At 59.9% G+C, this 16,904-nt stretch carries 14 protein-coding genes and 6 tRNA genes; 12 read left to right on the top strand and 8 right to left on the bottom strand.

What is annotated here, in order from left to right:
* Window positions 1-140 precede the first annotated feature (140 nt).
* A complete protein-coding gene (locus tag HBN98_RS06435; protein WP_169842111.1) occupies window positions 141-899 on the bottom strand; it encodes a hypothetical protein in 759 nt (252 codons plus the stop codon).
* A gap of 384 nt (window positions 900-1,283) precedes the next feature.
* On the opposite strand from HBN98_RS06435, the gene HBN98_RS06430 reads away from it, so the two are divergent.
* From HBN98_RS06430 to HBN98_RS06405, 6 genes are all read left to right on the top strand, one after another.
* Window positions 1,284-1,359 (top strand) — tRNA-Glu (locus HBN98_RS06430).
* Window positions 1,360-1,361: 2 nt separating this feature from the next.
* Window positions 1,362-1,437: transfer RNA gene (locus HBN98_RS06425), tRNA-Gly, on the top strand.
* A 104-nt stretch (window positions 1,438-1,541) separates the two neighbouring features.
* Window positions 1,542-1,617 (top strand) — tRNA-Glu (locus HBN98_RS06420).
* A 3-nt stretch (window positions 1,618-1,620) separates the two neighbouring features.
* Window positions 1,621-1,696 (top strand) — tRNA-Gly (locus HBN98_RS06415).
* Window positions 1,697-1,837: 141 nt separating this feature from the next.
* Window positions 1,838-1,913: transfer RNA gene (locus tag HBN98_RS06410), tRNA-Glu, on the top strand.
* A gap of 2 nt (window positions 1,914-1,915) precedes the next feature.
* Window positions 1,916-1,991, top strand: a tRNA-Gly gene (locus HBN98_RS06405).
* A 143-nt stretch (window positions 1,992-2,134) separates the two neighbouring features.
* On the opposite strand, the gene HBN98_RS06400 is transcribed toward HBN98_RS06405, so the two are convergent.
* The 4 genes from HBN98_RS06400 to HBN98_RS06385 form a co-directional block, all read right to left on the bottom strand.
* Complete coding sequence (locus HBN98_RS06400) at window positions 2,135-3,874, bottom strand: dipeptidase (RefSeq protein ID WP_083368217.1); 1,740 nt, start codon at window positions 3,872-3,874, stop codon at window positions 2,135-2,137.
* 200 nt (window positions 3,875-4,074) lie between these two features.
* Window positions 4,075-4,713 carry a LysE family translocator gene (locus HBN98_RS06395; protein ID WP_083368218.1) on the bottom strand — a complete coding sequence of 213 codons (639 nt, stop codon included), beginning with the start codon at window positions 4,711-4,713 and terminating at the stop codon, window positions 4,075-4,077.
* Between the two features lies 1 nt (window position 4,714).
* On the bottom strand, window positions 4,715-5,485 hold the full coding sequence (locus tag HBN98_RS06390) for a 2OG-Fe(II) oxygenase (RefSeq protein ID WP_064588707.1): 771 nt from the start codon (window positions 5,483-5,485) through the stop codon (window positions 4,715-4,717).
* A 90-nt stretch (window positions 5,486-5,575) separates the two neighbouring features.
* Window positions 5,576-6,202, bottom strand: a complete 627-nt coding sequence (locus HBN98_RS06385) for an alanyl-tRNA editing protein (protein ID WP_064588706.1) — start codon at window positions 6,200-6,202, stop codon at window positions 5,576-5,578.
* 90 nt (window positions 6,203-6,292) lie between these two features.
* Here HBN98_RS06385 and HBN98_RS06380 point away from each other — a divergent pair, with 90 nt between their 5' ends.
* On the top strand, window positions 6,293-7,291 hold the full coding sequence (locus tag HBN98_RS06380; protein WP_025112989.1) for a LysR family transcriptional regulator: 999 nt from the start codon (window positions 6,293-6,295) through the stop codon (window positions 7,289-7,291).
* 127 nt (window positions 7,292-7,418) lie between these two features.
* On the opposite strand, the gene HBN98_RS06375 is transcribed toward HBN98_RS06380, so the two are convergent.
* Together HBN98_RS06375 and HBN98_RS06370 are read right to left on the bottom strand one after the other, a co-directional pair.
* Complete coding sequence (locus HBN98_RS06375; RefSeq protein WP_083368219.1) at window positions 7,419-7,826, bottom strand: PA2817 family protein; 408 nt, start codon at window positions 7,824-7,826, stop codon at window positions 7,419-7,421.
* An 89-nt stretch (window positions 7,827-7,915) separates the two neighbouring features.
* Complete coding sequence (locus HBN98_RS06370; protein ID WP_083368220.1) at window positions 7,916-10,363, bottom strand: acyl-CoA dehydrogenase; 2,448 nt, start codon at window positions 10,361-10,363, stop codon at window positions 7,916-7,918.
* Between the two features lie 248 nt (window positions 10,364-10,611).
* Between HBN98_RS06370 and HBN98_RS06365 the strand changes: the two genes are divergently transcribed.
* From HBN98_RS06365 to HBN98_RS06350, 4 genes are all read left to right on the top strand, one after another.
* Window positions 10,612-11,271, top strand: a complete 660-nt coding sequence (locus HBN98_RS06365) for a transglutaminase-like domain-containing protein (protein WP_083368221.1) — start codon at window positions 10,612-10,614, stop codon at window positions 11,269-11,271.
* A gap of 43 nt (window positions 11,272-11,314) precedes the next feature.
* Window positions 11,315-11,938, top strand: coding sequence for a glutathione S-transferase family protein (locus HBN98_RS06360; RefSeq protein WP_083368222.1), 624 nt, complete (start codon window positions 11,315-11,317; stop codon window positions 11,936-11,938).
* A 133-nt stretch (window positions 11,939-12,071) separates the two neighbouring features.
* Window positions 12,072-13,004 carry an ABC transporter ATP-binding protein gene (locus HBN98_RS06355; RefSeq protein WP_064588701.1) on the top strand — a complete coding sequence of 311 codons (933 nt, stop codon included), beginning with the start codon at window positions 12,072-12,074 and terminating at the stop codon, window positions 13,002-13,004.
* Window positions 13,001-13,780 carry an ABC transporter permease gene (locus tag HBN98_RS06350; RefSeq protein ID WP_064588700.1) on the top strand — a complete coding sequence of 260 codons (780 nt, stop codon included), beginning with the start codon at window positions 13,001-13,003 and terminating at the stop codon, window positions 13,778-13,780. Before HBN98_RS06355 ends, HBN98_RS06350 begins: the two co-directional genes overlap by 4 nt.
* A 164-nt stretch (window positions 13,781-13,944) precedes the next feature.
* Here the strand turns inward: HBN98_RS06350 and HBN98_RS06345 are convergent, their stop codons facing one another.
* Window positions 13,945-14,463: a DUF2062 domain-containing protein gene (locus HBN98_RS06345; protein WP_083368223.1), complete on the bottom strand. Its 519-nt coding sequence runs from the start codon at window positions 14,461-14,463 to the stop codon at window positions 13,945-13,947.
* Window positions 14,464-14,598: 135 nt separating this feature from the next.
* On the opposite strand from HBN98_RS06345, the gene HBN98_RS06340 reads away from it, so the two are divergent.
* Window positions 14,599-16,833 (top strand): DNA internalization-related competence protein ComEC/Rec2, encoded by a 2,235-nt coding sequence (locus tag HBN98_RS06340; protein WP_083368224.1) that lies wholly within the window; start codon window positions 14,599-14,601, stop codon window positions 16,831-16,833.
* The last annotated feature ends 71 nt before the right edge of the window (window positions 16,834-16,904 follow it).

Below are 16,904 nucleotides of genomic sequence, written 5' to 3'. Positions count from 1 at the left end.
ATCCAATGTGGGAGCTGGCTTGCCAGCGATGGCGGCCTGCGAGCCGATCAATCTCCAAATGAATGCACCCAATCCCTTGCCGGCAGCCATCCACCCACAAAAAAGCCACCTATCGGTGGCTTCTCTTGACTATCGAACCATCAGTCGTAGATCACTTTCTTTTTCCAGTCGGCATCGGCTTCGACTTCCTTGAGGCCTTCGGTCAATTGGTTCACTTCGCCTTCGACCGGGGCAATCTTGTCCATGACTTGGGCATTGGCGCGGGCCAGGAGTTTTTCCAGGTATTGCAGTTGTTCCGAGTAGATCTGCGGGTCTTGCTGTTTGCGCAGGTATTGCACGCCGCGTTCGAAGGCGAGGCGGGCCTGGCCCGGTTGGTTTTGTTGCAGGGATTGTTGGCCGAGGTTGTTGAAGAATTCGATGTGCAGCAGCACCAGGATGTGCCGGACTTCTTTGATCCAGTGCTTGGCTTCGTTCGGTGCGAGGAAGCCGTCATGGGCGGCACGGGTGATCTGGCCGTGCAGGGCTTCGAGCAGGAAGCGCACGTCCTTGGCTTTGGCTTCGGTCAGGATCGGTGCCGGCGGGTTGTTGACCGGGATCGATTCGCCCTGTGCTACCAATGCGCTGAGTTCGGTGATGCGTGCCTTGGTCGTCGCGCTGGTTTTTTCCAGGTTCAGCAGGCGCTGGCAGACGTTCAGTTCCAGGCGGGTCAGCAGCAGCTTGAGCGCAGGCGTCATGAACTGGCCGGGGAAGGTTTCGGTCAGTTCGCCGCAGCGGCGCAGGCGGTCGTTGAGTTCGACTTTGGTGCGGGCCTTCTCCAGTTTGTTGTTTTCCACCACATGGTTCATGTAGCCAATGGCGATCAGAATTGCGATCCCGGCTACGACTAGCAGGGTGATCATGAGTGGTGTCACCGGTAAGACCTCTTTATAGGGTTCGCATGCGAGTGTAGTGGCTGGGCATTTATGCGCCTAGCGCCGCTCGACGAGTTGGATCGGCAGGTGCAATCTGTATCGGCCGCAGGCTGCTTATATGAATGCTGGCGCTTGTGGTGCAGATTGCCATCACCGTGTTGCGGACTATAACGTCTTGGCGAGTGGCGGAATATAGGCGTCAAACGTTGGTCGACGGAAAAGCTTGCGATGGGCCTGAAACCAGGTCGAAGTCATTGATTTAAATAAATTTATATCTGGGGGTTGACGACCTCTCAATCCATCCATAGAATGCGCGCCACTTGCAGCGTAAAGCACACAGCGAAGCGCCGCAGGGAGTGAATGTTGTAGCGTGTCCCCTTCGTCTAGTGGCCTAGGACACCGCCCTTTCACGGCGGTAACAGGGGTTCGAGTCCCCTAGGGGACGCCAATGCGGGAATAGCTCAGTTGGTAGAGCACGACCTTGCCAAGGTCGGGGTCGCGAGTTCGAGTCTCGTTTCCCGCTCCAATTTTAAACAGCACTGCTTTCGGGCGGGGTTGAGTGAAACCAGAACCCAATCTTCGGATGCGGATCTGGACACCGAAACACACACCATGTGTTCCGGGTAGCGTGTCCCCTTCGTCTAGTGGCCTAGGACACCGCCCTTTCACGGCGGTAACAGGGGTTCGAGTCCCCTAGGGGACGCCATTTGCGGGAATAGCTCAGTTGGTAGAGCACGACCTTGCCAAGGTCGGGGTCGCGAGTTCGAGTCTCGTTTCCCGCTCCAAATTCAAAAACGCCGCTCAGTAATGAGCGGCGTTTTGTTTCCAAACAGCGCTGCTTTCGGGCAGAGCTGAGTGAAACCAGAATCCAGTCTTCGGATGCGGATCTGGACACCGAAACACACACCATGTGTTCCGGGTAGCGTGTCCCCTTCGTCTAGTGGCCTAGGACACCGCCCTTTCACGGCGGTAACAGGGGTTCGAGTCCCCTAGGGGACGCCATTGCGGGAATAGCTCAGTTGGTAGAGCACGACCTTGCCAAGGTCGGGGTCGCGAGTTCGAGTCTCGTTTCCCGCTCCAATTTCACAAGAACGCCGATCAGTGATGATCGGCGTTTTTGTTTGTGCGGTATTTGTCGCGCAACAAAAAAGGACCTTCGGGTCCTTTTTTATTTTTACGTCGTTCAGTAATGGGCCCGCCTGAACAGCGGGGCCCGTACCTCATCAGAGCTTCGGCAGTTGGCCGACACGCCCCATCATTTCGGTGACGATCTGCAGGTCCAGCAGGAACTGGTCAACCGTCTTGAACTCGCCGTCGGTGTGCCCGGTGTATTTCACTTCAGGCCGGGCCAGGCCGAATTGCACGCCGTTCGGCAGTTCATGCACCGAGGTCGCACCGGCCGAAGTGCCGAATTCGTGCTTCATGCCCAGGTTTTCGGTGGCCACTGCCAGCAGCGCTTTCACCCATTCGCCTTCCGGATTGCGGAACATCGGTTCGGCGATCGAATAATCGAAGGTCACGGCGATGTGGTTCTGGCTGGCCCAGGCGCTCAGCTTGTCGGAGATTTGCTTCTTCAGGACGTCTGGCGACTTGCCCTTTGGCACCCGCAGGTTGACGGCCAGTTTGAACGCTTGCTCATCTTCGCCCACGTAGGTCAGGGACGTGGTCAGCGGGCCCATGAAAGCATCGGAGAAGCCGACGTCGAGTTTTTTACCCAGGTAATCCAGGCCCCAGTTATCGGCGGCGTAACGCGCCGCGTCGGTGAACTGGTTGTGTTTGAGGGCGATTTTGCCGTCCAGGCCATTAATGAAGCTCAGCATCCGCGCTACCGGGTTGACGCCGGACTCGGGTTCGGAGGAGTGCGCGGAAACCCCGGTCACTGTCAGTTTGACGTCTTTGCCTTCAACTTTGGCTGTTACCTGGAAGTCGCCACCGTGCTGCCTGGCGTATTCATTGCCGGCCTTTTGCAGGCTCGCCGCCAGCTCGGCAGGCTTGTCGGTCACCAGGGTGACGACTGAAGCCGAAGGAATCTGGTTTGCCGCCATGCCACCGGTCATCGAGGTGATTTGCGCCCCGCTGCCTTCGGCTTTGCGTTTGGCAAATTTCGCCATGATCGTGCCGTAGCCTTTTTCGGCGATCACCACCGGGTAGCCGCCGTCCAGCGCCATGTTGTAGTTCGGCGTCGGGTTGTGTTCGAAGTAATACGGGATCGCGTCACCGGTGGTTTCTTCAGTGGTGTCCACCAGCAGTTTGAAGTTGCGTGCCAGTGGCAGCTTTTCTTCTTTGATTACTTTCATCGCGTACAGCGCGACGACGATGCCGTTCTTGTCGTCCTCGGTACCGCGGCCGTACATGCGGTCGCCGATCAGCGTCACCTTGAACGGGTCGAGTTTGGTGCCGTCTTTCAGCACCCAGTTTTCCGGGGTAACGGGTACCACGTCAGCGTGAGCGTGGATGCCGACGACTTCGTCGCCTTGGCCTTCGAGGGAGATTTCGTAGACGCGGTTATCGACGTTGCGGAAGTTCAGATTGAACGACTCGGCCAGGCTTTTGATCTTGGCAGCGATCTTGATGAATTCCGGGTTGTCGTGCTGGGCCACGCCTTCCTTGCGATAGGTCGGGATTTCCACCAGTTCACGCAGGTTTTCCAGTGCGGCCTTGCCGTACTTTACCCGGGTGTAGATGCCCAGCAGTCGATAGATCTCGTTCTGCTGCTCGGCGGTCAGGGTCTTGTTGTCGAGAAAGCCATTGATGGCCGGGGTGAGGTTGTCGGTCTTGCTCAGATCGCTTTTGGCCACAGCACCGAGAAACTGACGAAAATCGCTGACTGTCGTATCGCTGAAGGTCTTGAGGATCGCAGCACTTTGCTCAGGTGTGATGTTGGCCTGGGCAGGCAGGGTGAACGACGAAAGACTGGCCAGAACCAGGCTGGCAGCAGCCAGACGCTTGAGGGAAAAATCCATTGCGATGGGCATTCCTTTGCAGGCAGTTGAGTGGGAAGTGTTTGAAAGATGAAACAAATCTTTTCCAAACTAACACCACGAGGGTGTTGAAGGGGAGTCCCCGAAGTGGGATCCGTCGCACAGAAATGCAAAAGCGACGCACAAACGAAAAAGGCCCGAACAGTGTTCAACTGATCGGGCCTTTTGTTTGAGCGCAGCGTTTACATCGACAACACCAGCCTGCCGGCGAACAGAATCAGGATCACGCCCATGCTGCGTTCGAACCAATGACCCATGCGCATAAACAGCAAGCGCACTTTACTGCTGGAGAAAAACAGCGCGACGATCACGAACCACAGCGCATTCACGAAGCACATCCAGATACCGTACAGGGCCTGGACTTCCAGCGGGGTGCTGGTGCTGATGATCGTGGTGAAGATCGCCAGGAAAAACAGCGTGGCCTTGGGGTTGGTGGCATTGGTCAGAAAACCGGTGCTGAACGCCTTGAACAACGACTGCTCGACCAGCGGTTCGTCGGTGTTTTTTTCGCCCTCGAGCGTAGTCTTCGGTTTACTGCGAATCAGGCTGATGCCGAGGTAAAAGATGTACGCGCCGCCGATCACCTTGGCCACGGTGAGTAGCCACGGTGTGGTGTGCATAAGGGCGCCAACGCCGAGCAATGTGTAGAGAACGTGCACGGAAATCCCTGCACCGATCCCTAGTGCGGTGCAAATGCCCACCAGTCGGCCAAAGCGCACGCTCTGGCGGATGGTCACGGCAAAGTCCGGGCCGGGTGCGACCACAGCCAGAAAGTGAATGGTAGCCAGCGCCAGAAACTCGCCCAGGTAGTTCGATAACATCTCAGCTCCAGAAGGTCAGGGGTGAAGCGTTGCCGCGATAGCCGACAAAGAAGGAAAGGCTCAGCCGCGGATCCGCCACGCCCGGTGTCACCGAGTGCATGCAGCGCGAATTGAACATGATGAAATCGCCCGGCTCCGGCCGTACTTCAAGGGTCGGCGGGCCGAGCAGTGCCGGGTCGATGCCGTAGCTGTCACCGCGCATTTCGTCGAATTGATCCGGGGTAATGTCGTCATCCCACACCTGCAACGCACCGCCCTCGGTCGGCATGTTCAGGTAGACGTTGCAGGCAAACTGCGCCTCCAGACTGCGGGCCTGGAAGCTGTCCGGGGCGTCCTTGGCAAAAATGTCGTGGTGGGCGAGGAAGCACACGCCGGGTTTGACCACCCGCGACAGGCCGACATACATCTTGCGGCCATAGAGGTTTTCCAGATGCGCACCGGCCGGCCATGACTCGTCGAGCATGCAGCGCAAAGTGTCGACCGGGGATGAGTAGGGCGCACAACGATTGCGCAGCTCGGCGATGTTGCTGGTGGCGCGTTCGAAGTAGTCCTCGATCAGCAGAGGCTGGTTTTCCGCCTCGTAAAACGCCATGCCGATGCGGCCTATGCTCGGCGCGTTGATGTAGCCTTCGAAGCCCGGAGCAAGAATTTTGTCGCCAATCTGGATCGCCAGCGGTTCGGGCAAAAAGCCTTTGACGCGAATGGCGAGGACTTCTTCGTTGGCCAATTTTTTTATGCACGTCTCATCGAGACGCTCGACGTCTAGCATCATTGTTTTTAGGTCCATCTATCGATAGTCAACGGAACCGGCGAGCGCGGTTCCCCCGGCGCCGGACGCTGCGCGGAGCAGCGCCCGAAATGCTTAATCCACGGTGTAGTGGACGGATAACGTGCCCTTCTTCTGCGAAAGGGAAGCGATCGTGACTGTGCCCAAATCCTTCAGGCTGCGTACATGGGTGCCGCCGCAGCCATAGGCGGGCAACTCGCCAAAGCCGATTTCCCGCGCGCCTTCACGCAGCGAGGTCAGGCGTGGCAGATCGTGTTCAATCCACTGATTGATACCGTGTTGAACGGTGGGCGCGTCGACCTCCTGCGCGGCATCGCCTGGCTTGAATTGCACCCGGCCTTCGTCTGGCCAGTGGTGTGCCTTGATCGGCGTCCAGCCCAAGGCCTGCACAAAGTGCCCGATCAGGTGCCCCGCCGAGTGCATGCGGGTGTTGTAACAGCGACGTTGCTCATCGACGTGGATGCAGGTCATGCCGAGTTTTACCGGACGGTCGACGTAGTGAACGATCCGGTCCGGCTCCTGAACTACGCGCAGCACCTGGCTTTCGCCGATCCGGCCGGTATCGCAGGGCTGGCCACCGCCTTGCGGATGAAACAGCGTGGCGCGCAGCACGACAGCGAATTCGTTCTCGTGGGGCGTGCAGTCGAGGACTTCCACATTAGCCTTGAGGTCATCACTATGGAAAAAGAGGCGAAGCGTCATATTCCATGCCCTTATTAAAGTTTCTTTTTTTATTATATGAATCGTGTAATAACGTGATAATCCGTTCAAACATCAAAGGACTTGTGCGCTGTGAGCATCAATCTCCCGTTGCCACTGCTGGGTGAAATGGCGATTTTCGTCAAGGTCGTGGAGACCGGAAGTTTCTCCGAGGCCGCTCGCCAGCTGGGCTCTTCGCCGTCCGCGATCAGTCGCAGCATTTCCCGCCTGGAAAAGGCCCTGGCCACGCGTCTGTTGCAGCGCACCACACGCAAACTGCGCTTGAGTGACGGTGGCGAAGAAGTGTTCAAGCGCTGTCAGGAGATGGTCAGCGCCGCCAAGTCAGTCATGGAGATCAGCGGCCAGTTCACCCATGAGGCGGAAGGACTGGTGCGGGTCAGCGTGCCGAAAGCCGTTGGGCGTTTCGTGATTCATCCGCACATGCCCGAGTTTCTGCGGCGCTATCCCAAGGTCGATGTCGAGTTGCTGTTGGAGGACCGGCAGGTTGATCTGATTGACGATCATGTCGATCTGGCGATTCGTATCACTGACCGTCCGCCGGCCGGACTGGTCGGACGCCAGTTGCTGACCATCGACCATTTGCTCTGCGCTACCCCGCAATACCTGGCCGAACACGGCACACCGACGCATCCGCATGACCTGCTCAATCACAGCTGTATTTATCTGGGTGAAACGCCGAGCGATGCGCGCTGGAAATTCAAGAAGGGCAGCAAAGCCGTGACAGTCGGTGTGCGCGGCCGCTATGCCGCCAACCATACTGGCGTGCGGTTGGGGGCGGTGTTGCAGCACATCGGTATCGGCAGCCTGCCGTATTTCACCGCGCGTTATGCGTTAGAGCAGAAGTTGATTGTGCAGGTGTTGCCCGAGTGGACATTCCTCGCTTCCTACCACGGTGGGCTGTGGCTGCTGCATTCACCAACGCGTTATCTGCCGCCGAAGCTGCGGGTGTTCATCGATTATCTGGTGGAGTGCCTGGAGAAGGAGCCGACATTGAGCAAGCCGGGGAAGGCGGGGGCGCCGAACAATCTGGCGATGGCGTATGAATTACCGGAGAGCGAGGGGCTGCTTTAAAGCAAAAGATCGTCCGAACCCGGCCCGAGCCTGCGGCAGCTCCCACAGTGGTTACGTGTATTCCCTGTAGGAGCTGCCGCAGGCTCGGGCCGCGTTCGGACGATCTTTTGATCTTCAAACCATTAAATCAGTGCTTGCTGTCCTGGGCAGACATCGCCAGCAGCTGTTTTTCCTGATTCCAGTCGAACGGTTCGTCGTTCTGTTCGGCTTCGTAGCGACGTTCTTCCAGTGCCTGATACAGGTCGATTTCTTCATCGGACAGGTAGTGCAGGCAGTCGCCGGCGAAGAACCACAGCAGATCCCGCGGGATCAAGTGGGCAATTTGCGGGTAACGGGTGATGACCTGGCACAGGATGTCCTGGCCCAGGTACTGGCTTTCGATCGGATCGATCGGCAAGGATGCCAGCAGTTCGTCGAAGCGCTCCAGGAACAAGGCATGGCTTTCTTCGGGAACCTGTTCGGCCTCACCTACGGCGACCAGGATACTGCGCAGGTGGTCGAGCAAAACAAGATGATCGGCAACGACGTTGGACACGAGATAAGTCCTCAAGAGCAAAACGGGCGCGGGAGTATAAAGCCCCCGCGCCCGTTTTTCACAAATAAACAGCTACACGGTGGTCAGCATCAGCGGACTTTGCCCTCTGCCGGCTTCAGCTCCTCTTTGTCGAAATCATCGACGTCGATCACCTTGCGCCGTGCCGCTTCGGCATCGCGCAGGGTCTGTGCTTCCTGCGCTTGCAACACCCCGGCCTCCAGTGCGGCATCAATGGCGTGTTCGCCCGCCACCGGTTTGACCTGACCGCTCTTGAGCGCGGTGTGCAGTTTCTTGTGCAGCGGTTGTGCGGCGTTCAGCAGGTCGCTGGCATGTTGCAGGGCGCCGACGGCATCGTCGGCGGACTGCGGGCGATAGCAGCCGGCGAGCAGTTCTTCGAGGGTCGGATCGCCTTTGGCCCGACCAATCACTGCAGCCACTTCGGCACCGAGCTTGTCCGAAGGGCCTGTGTGGCGCCGGCCGAACGGGAACACGATCACTCGTAACAGGCAGCCGAACACCTTGTTCGGGAAGTTGCTCAGCAGCTCATCCAGTGCCCGCTCCGATTGACCAAGGCTTTCTTCCATGGCCCAGCGGAACAGCGGCTCCATATGCGCCGGCGAATCCAGATCGTGATAACGCTTGAGCGCGGCGGAAGCCAGATACAGGTTGCTCAATACATCGCCAAGACGCGCCGACAGGCGTTCGCGGCGCTTCAGTTCGCCGCCCAGCAGCATCATGCTGAAGTCGGCCAGCATGGCGAAAGCCGCTGCCTGACGGTTGAGTGCGCGGAAATAACCTTGGCTGATCCTGTCCCCAGGCGCATGTTCGAAGTGGCCGAAGCCCAGGTTCAGCACCAGCGTGCTGGCGGCGTTGCCCACCGCAAAACCAATGTGCTTGAGCAGCAGACCATCAAACTCTTTCAGCGCCTGATCCTTGTCCTCGCGTCCGGCGAGGGCCATTTCCTTGAGAACGAACGGATGGCAGCGAATGGCGCCCTGACCGAAGATCATCAGGTTACGCGAGAGGATGTTCGCGCCTTCCACGGTGATGAAGATCGGCGCCCCGTTCCAGCTGCGCCCCAGGTAGTTGTTCGGGCCCATGATGATCGCCTTGCCGCCATGTACGTCCATGGCGTGGCTGATGCACTCGCGGCCGCGTTCGGTCAGGTGATACTTGAGGATCGCCGACAGCACCGAGGGTTTCTCGCCCAGATCCACCGCGTTGGCGGTGAGCATGCGCGCTGCATCCATCATCCAGGCGTTGCCGCCAATGCGCGCCATGGCTTCCTGAATCCCTTCGAAGGCCGACAGCGGTACGTTGAACTGTTCACGAATCTGCGCGTACTGACCGGTCACCAGGCTGGTGAACTTGGCCGCGCCGGTGCCGACTGCCGGCAGCGAAATCGAACGCCCGACCGACAGGCAGTTCATCAGCATCATCCAGCCCTTGCCGAGCATCTCCTGACCGCCAATGAGGTAGTCCAGCGGGATGAACACATCCTTGCCCGAGTTGGGGCCGTTCATGAATGCGGCACCCAGTGGCAGGTGACGGCGGCCGATTTCCACGCCCGGCGTATCGGTGGGGATCAGCGCCAGGCTGATACCGAGGTCGTCCTTGTCGCCCAGCAGATGCTCCGGATCGTAAGCCTTGAAGGCCAGGCCGAGCAGGGTCGCCACCGGGCCGAGGGTGATGTAACGCTTTTCCCAGTTCAGGCGCAGGCCGATGACTTCCTGGCCTTCCCATTGACCCTTGCAGATGATCCCGGTGTCCGGCATGGCGCCGGCATCGGAGCCCGCCAGCGGGCCGGTGAGGGCAAAGCACGGAATATCGTCGCCACGGGCCAGCCGTGGCAGGTAGTGATTGCGTTGTTCATCGGTGCCGTAATGCAGCAACAATTCGGCCGGGCCGAGGGAGTTGGGCACCATCACGGTGGAGGCCAGATCGCCGCTGCGGGTGGCGAGCTTCATTGCCACTTGCGAGTGGGCATAGGCGGAAAAGCCCTTGCCGCCGAATTCCTTGGGAATGATCAGGGCGAAAAAGCCGTGTTCCTTGATGTGGGTCCAGGCTTCCGGCGGCAGGTCCATCGACTGGCCGATCTGCCAGTCACTGACCATTGCGCAGAGTTCTTCGGTCGGGCCGTCGATGAAGGCCTGTTCCTCTTCGCTCAGTTGCACCTTGGGGTAGGCCAGTAGCTTGTCCCAGTCCGGACGGCCGCTGAACAGCTCGCCGTCCCACCACACGGTGCCGGCATCGATCGCGTCGCGTTCGGTCTGCGACATCGGCGGCAGGGTTTTCTGGAACCAGTTGAACAGCGGCGCGGTGAAGTGTTTGCGGCGCAGGTCAGGCAGCAGCAACGGCGCGGCAACCACCGCGAGCACGACCCAGAACAGCAGCAGCAACCAGCCCGGGGCATGGCTGAAAATGCCCATCGCCAGCAGGTAAATGGCAACGATGCCCAAAGCGGGCAGCGGGGCGATGCGGCGGTGGGCGAGGTACGCCACACCGACGATCAGAACCAGTATCCACAACAACAGCATATGTAATCCTCCGTGAACCAAGGCAAACCGACCCTCCAGAGCTTAGACGGCATCTGTAAAACGGGGTGGTCAGAACATGGTGATTGAACGCGTGGGAAACCCTGGATGGCGTTTGTAGGTTCGGTGGGCAACGCCCGTGAGAAATCGTTCGCTATTCCCGCGTCTTCGCGTGCATGTTTGGCCGAAACGTCGTTATCTCTGTGCTTGAGCTGTCGCTAGACTCGGGGCTCACCCAGGAGAAAAACGTCATGCGTGAGTATCTGAGCCCCGGCCGCTTCATCGATAGTGACCACCCGGCGGTGGTGGAGTTCGCCGAACAGCAGCGTGGCGCCAGCCGCGATCCGCTCGCGCAGGCGATCAATCTTTATTACGCCGTGCGCGAGGCCGTGCGCTACAACCCGTATACCTTCAGCCGCGATTCGCAGACCTTGCGCGGCAGTTACGCATTGGCAACAGGGGAGAGCTACTGCGTGCCCAAAGCCACGCTGCTCGCAGGCTGCGCCCGCCATTGTGGGATCCCGGCGCGTATTGGTCTGGCGGATGTTAGAAATCATCTGTCGACTCCGCGTCTGCTGGAGTTGCTGAAAAGCGATATGTTCGCCATGCACGGCTACACCGAGCTGTTCCTCAACGATCGCTGGGTCAAAGCCACGCCGGCGTTCAACCAGCAACTCTGCGAATTGTTCAATGTGGCACCGCTGGAATTTGATGGCATCAATGACAGCGTGTTCCACCCGTACAACCGGGATGGCGCGCAGTTGATGGAGTATCTGGTCGATCACGGTCAGTTCGCCGATGTGCCGGAAACCTTCTTCTTCGAACACCTGGAGAAGTGCTATCCACACCTGTTTGGCGATCATCAGCCGCAACAGTTGGGTGACATGCTCGGTGATGTAAGCCGCCTCTGATCCGGCGTATGCTGCTCGCCCACGCATTTGAAAAGAGGCGGTCATGCTGAAGATCTGGGGACGGAAAAACTCATCGAATGTCAGGAAGCCGCTGTGGGCCGCCGAGGAACTTGGCCTGGCTTACGAGGCGATTGACGCCGGCGGGGCCTTCGGTGTGGTCGACACGCCTGAATATCGGGCGATGAACCCGAACGGCCGGGTACCGGTGATCGAAGATGACGGCTTCGTGCTGTGGGAATCCAACGCCATCGTGCGTTACCTGCTGGCCAAACATGCGCCGAACAGTGCGTGGTACTCGGCAGATCCACAGGCCCGGGCCATCGCTGACAAGTGGATGGACTGGGCCACTTCGAGTTTCGCCGGGCCGTTCCGTACCGTGTTCTGGGGTGTGCTGCGTACGCCGGCCGGGCAGCAGGACTGGCCGGCAATCAATGCCGCGATCAAGGAGTGCACGGCGCTGCTGGCCATGGCCGATCAGGCGCTTGCCAGCCAGCCGTATCTGTCTGGCAACGAAATCGGTATGGGCGATATTCCCCTCGGCAGTTTCATTTATGCCTGGTTTGAAATGCCCATCGAACGCGCCTCGCAGCCCTATCTGGAAGCTTGGTACGCACGCTTGAAGCAGCGTCCGGCGTATCAGAAAGCGGTGATGACCGCGTTGACTTGATAATTACTATCGACACACTTGACTGTACTTGTGTGGCGGGGGCAAGCACCATTGCGTTCACGCGCTGCGGTTGTTTCCCTCGCCGTGCGCCCTTATTTGTTTCTTTCCTCCCTTCTTGGTGCGTAAATCCGATATGAGTTCCGCTCTGTCCATCCGGCAGCTAACCAAAACCTACGGCAACGGGTTCCAGGCCTTGAGTGGTATCGATCTGGACGTTGCCGAAGGTGACTTTTTCGCCTTGCTCGGCCCCAACGGTGCCGGCAAATCCACGACCATCGGCATTCTCTCGACCCTGGTGAACAAGACCAGCGGCACGGTGAATATCTTCGGCCATGACCTGGACAAGAACCCCGCCGCGCTCAAGCGCTCGATCGGCGTGGTGCCCCAGGAATTCAACTTCAACCAGTTCGAAAAGACGTTCGACATCGTGGTGACCCAGGCCGGTTACTACGGCATTCCGGCGAAGATCGCCAAGGAACGCGCCGAGCAGTACCTGACCCAGCTCGGCCTGTGGGACAAGCGCGATGTGCCGTCGCGTTCGCTGTCCGGCGGCATGAAGCGGCGCCTGATGATTGCCCGCGCGCTGGTGCATGAACCGCGCCTGCTGATCCTCGATGAACCGACCGCTGGCGTGGACATCGAACTGCGTCGCTCGATGTGGACCTTCCTCACCGAGCTGAACCAGAAAGGCATCACCATCATCCTCACCACGCACTATCTGGAGGAGGCTGAGCAGCTGTGCCGCAACATCGGCATCATCGACCACGGCACCATCGTCGAGAACACCAGCATGAAACAACTGCTGGGCCAGTTGCACGTCGAAACCTTCCTGTTGGACCTGAAAAACGACTTGAACACCGCGCCGCAATTGATCGGCTATCCCGCCCGGTTGCTCGACAGCCATACCCTGGAAGTCCAGGTCGACAAATCCATGGGCATCACCGCGCTGTTCACCCAGCTTGCGCAGCAGAACATCGAAGTGTTGAGCCTGCGTAACAAAACCAATCGCCTCGAGGAGCTGTTCGTGTCCCTGGTGGAGAAAAATCTGTCGAAGGTGGCGGTATGAGTTCCGAGTTCCGCCCCAACCTCGTCGCCCTCAATACCATTGTTTACCGTGAAGTCCGGCGTTTTACCCGGATCTGGCCGCAGACCCTGCTGCCGCCGGCGATCACCATGGTTCTGTATTTCGTGATCTTCGGTAACCTGATCGGCCGGCAGATCGGCGACATGGGTGGCTTCACCTACATGGAGTACATCGTGCCGGGGCTGATCATGATGTCGGTGATCACCAACTCCTACGGCAACGTGGTCTCGAGTTTCTTTGGCAGCAAGTTCCAGCGTTCCATCGAAGAACTGATGGTCTCGCCGGTTTCGCCACACACGATTCTCATCGGTTACACCTGCGGCGGCGTGCTGCGCGGTTTGATGGTCGGGGTCATCGTCACCATCCTTTCGCTGTTCTTCACGCATCTGCAGGTGCATCACTTGGGCGTGACCATCCTGGTCGTGGTGCTGACGGCGACGATCTTCTCGCTGCTGGGGTTCATCAACGCGGTATTTGCGCGCAACTTCGATGACATCTCGATCATCCCGACCTTTGTGCTGACGCCGCTGACTTACCTGGGCGGGGTGTTTTACTCGATCACCTTGCTGCCACCGTTCTGGCAGACCGTATCGCTGGCCAACCCGGTGCTGCACATGGTCAACGCCTTCCGTTACGGCATTCTCGGGGTGTCGGACATCCGCATCGGCATTGCGATCAGCTTCATGCTGGTGGCGACGGTGGTGCTGTACTTCGGCTGTGCGCGGTTGCTGGTGAGTGGGCGCGGGATGCGGACCTGATCCAAAACCGTGTCGCTGCCATCGCGGGCAAGTCCGCTCCCACAGGGATTTGTGTCGTTCACATAATTGCGGGCAAACCAGATTCTGTGGGAGCGGGCTTGCCCGCGATGGGTCCCATTCAAACGCTACAAAAAACGGCCTCCACTGCGGAGGCCGTTTTGCATTCAAGACTTGCGGTTCTTCTTGCGCCGCGCCCATTGCCGCGCCACCCACCAGCGCCAGTACAGCATCACCGTGAAGTAGGCGAGGACGCCGAGTATCAGCCCGCATACCAACGATCCCAGCAAAAACGGTTGCCACATGGTCGAGAGCTCGCCGCTGATCCATTCCCAGGTCAACGAGTCGGGCAGGGTGCGGGCGGGCACATTCATCAGCCAGGCCCCGGCCTGATACGTGCAGAAGAACACGGCCGGCATGGTGATCGGGTTGGTCAGCCACACGAGGCTGACCGCAATCGGCATGTTGCCGCGCACGGTGATCGCCAGTGCCGCCGCCACCAGCATTTGCGCCGGTATCGGCAGGAACGCGGCGAACAGGCCAACGGCCATCGCCCGGGCGACCGAGTGACGATTGAGGTGCCAGAGGTTCGGGTCATGCAGCAACTTGCCGAGAAAGCGTAAGGATTTGTGTTCCCTGATGCTCGTCGGATCGGGCATGTAACGTTTGAATAAGCGCCGGGGCATAAGGCTTCTCGGTCGGTTAAGGCGGCAAGTATGTCTGGATTCTACGAAGCGCCCATTCAGACTTTGTGACAATTGTTGACGACGAGCATGCGCCGCGCCAGCTACGCCTAAGGAGGGACTCTCAAGGACGGGCGTATGCGCACAGGGATGGTGGCGCTGGCAGCCGGTCTGCTGGTGGTGGTTTTTTTACCGGTGTCACCGCCGGTCGGGTTGCTGATGGTGCTGTCCGTGGTGGGGCTGATGTTGCTGCCGTTTCGCAGTTATCCCCTGGCGTTTCTGCTGTTCGGTTTCACTTGGGCGTGTGTCAGCGCGCAGTGGGCACTGAATGATCGCTTGCCCAGGCAACTTGACGGCGAAACCCGCTGGGTCGAGGGGCGGGTGGTCGGCTTGCCGCAAAACAGCGAGGGCGTGGTGCGTTTCGAGTTGGCCGATGCCCGTTCACGGCATGAGCAACTGCCGTCGTTGATGCGTCTGGCGTGGTATGGCGGGCCGCCGGTCAACAGCGGTGAGCGCTGGCGTTTGGCGGTGAAGCTCAAGCGTCCCGGCGGTTTGCTCAATCCTGATGCCTTCGATTACGAGGCCTGGTTGCTGGCGCAACGCATCGGTGCGACCGGCACGATCAAGGACGGTCAGCGTCTGGCCGAGGCCAGTTGGGCCTGGCGCGACCGCATTCGTCAGCGCTTGCTGGAGGCGAACGCCCAGGGCCGGGCCGGGGCCTTGGCGGCGCTGGTGCTGGGCGACGGCTCCGGGCTCAGCCGCGAGGATTGGCAGATCCTGCAGGACACCGGCACCGTTCATCTGCTGGTGATTTCCGGCCAGCATATCGGGCTGTTGGCGGCGGTCATGTATCTGCTGGTCGCCGGGCTGGCACGTTACGGGCTGTGGCCGTTGCGCTGGCCGTGGCTGCCCTGGGCTTGCGGTCTGGCGTTTGCGGCGGCAGTCGGTTACGGGTTGCTGGCGGGGTTCGAGGTGCCGGTGCAGCGGGCCTGTGTGATGGTCGGGCTGGTGCTGCTGTGGCGCCTGCGATTTCGCCATCTCGGCGCGTGGTGGCCATTGTTGCTGGCGTTCAATGCGCTGTTGTTGCTTGACCCGTTGGCCAGTTTGCGCCCCGGTTTCTGGTTGTCTTTTGCGGCGGTGGCGGTGCTGATCTTCACCTTCGGCAACCGTCTCGGCGCGTGGCGTTGGTGGCAGACCTGGACCCGCGCGCAATGGCTGATCGCGATTGGCCTGTGCCCGGTGCTGCTGGCGCTGAACCTGCCCATCAGCCTCAGCGGGCCGTTGGCGAATCTGCTGGCGGTGCCGTGGGTCAGTTTTGTCGTGTTGCCGCCGGCGCTGCTCGGCACTGCATTGTTGCCGGTGCCCTATGTCGGCGAAGGCCTGCTGTGGCTGGCGGGTGGACTGATCGATGTGCTGTTTCGCGGGCTGGCGTTGATTGCCGGGCAATGGCCTGCGTGGATTCCAGCCGCGATTTCGTGGTGGATGTGGACACTGGGCAGCCTCGGCGCGCTGCTGTTGCTGTTGCCACGCGGCGTGCCGATGCGGCCGTTGGGTTGGCCGTTGCTATTGATGCTGGTGATGCCACCGCGTGAGCGACTGCCCGAGGGCGTGGCCGACATCTGGCAACTGGACGTGGGCCAAGGCCTGGCAATTCTGATCCGTACGCGCAATCACAGCGTGCTCTACGACGCCGGGCCGCGCTTCGGCGATTTCGATCTCGGCGAGCGGGTGGTGGTGCCGGCCCTGCGCAAACTCGGCGTCGAGCAACTGGATTTGATGCTGCTCAGCCATGCCGATGCCGATCATGCCGGCGGCGCCCTGGCAGTGGCGCGCCGCTTGCCGGTCGCTCAGGTCATCAGCGGCGACCCGCCGGGACTGCCCGCCGCGCTGAATGCCAGTGGGTGTGACAGTGGCCGGCAATGGCAATGGGACGGTGTACGTTTTCAGCTCTGGCAGTGGTCCGAGGCGCACGACAGCAACCAGCGCTCCTGTGTATTGCAGATCGAGGCCAATGGCGAGCGCCTGCTGCTGACCGGCGATATTGATACGGCCGCCGAACGGGTTTTGCTGGAGAGTCCGCTGGCGGTGCCGACGCAATGGCTGCAAGCGCCGCACCATGGCAGCCGCAGTTCATCCTCGATGGCTTTGCTCAGGGCCTTGAAGCCACATTCGGTGCTGATCTCCCGGGGTCAGGGCAATTCGTTCGGCCACCCGCATCCCACCGTGCTCGCGCGTTATCGCCAGCAGCGGTTGCGGATTTACGACAGCACCGAGCACGGCGCCATTCATCTGCAACTGGGGACCTTCAACGCACCATGGACGGCGCGTCAGCAACGGCGTTTCTGGCGCGATCCGCCCGTGTCGGCCCGTTGATCGGCGCAGGCACGCTTGCGACATCACGGTCGTCGGGGCAGCGGGTCTTAATCGCGAACCGGTATGGTAAA

The sequence above is a fragment of the Pseudomonas koreensis genome (assembly GCF_012986595.1).
GTDB classification, from domain to species: domain Bacteria; phylum Pseudomonadota; class Gammaproteobacteria; order Pseudomonadales; family Pseudomonadaceae; genus Aquipseudomonas; species Aquipseudomonas koreensis.
This window is presented reverse-complemented; position numbering and strand designations above follow the sequence as displayed.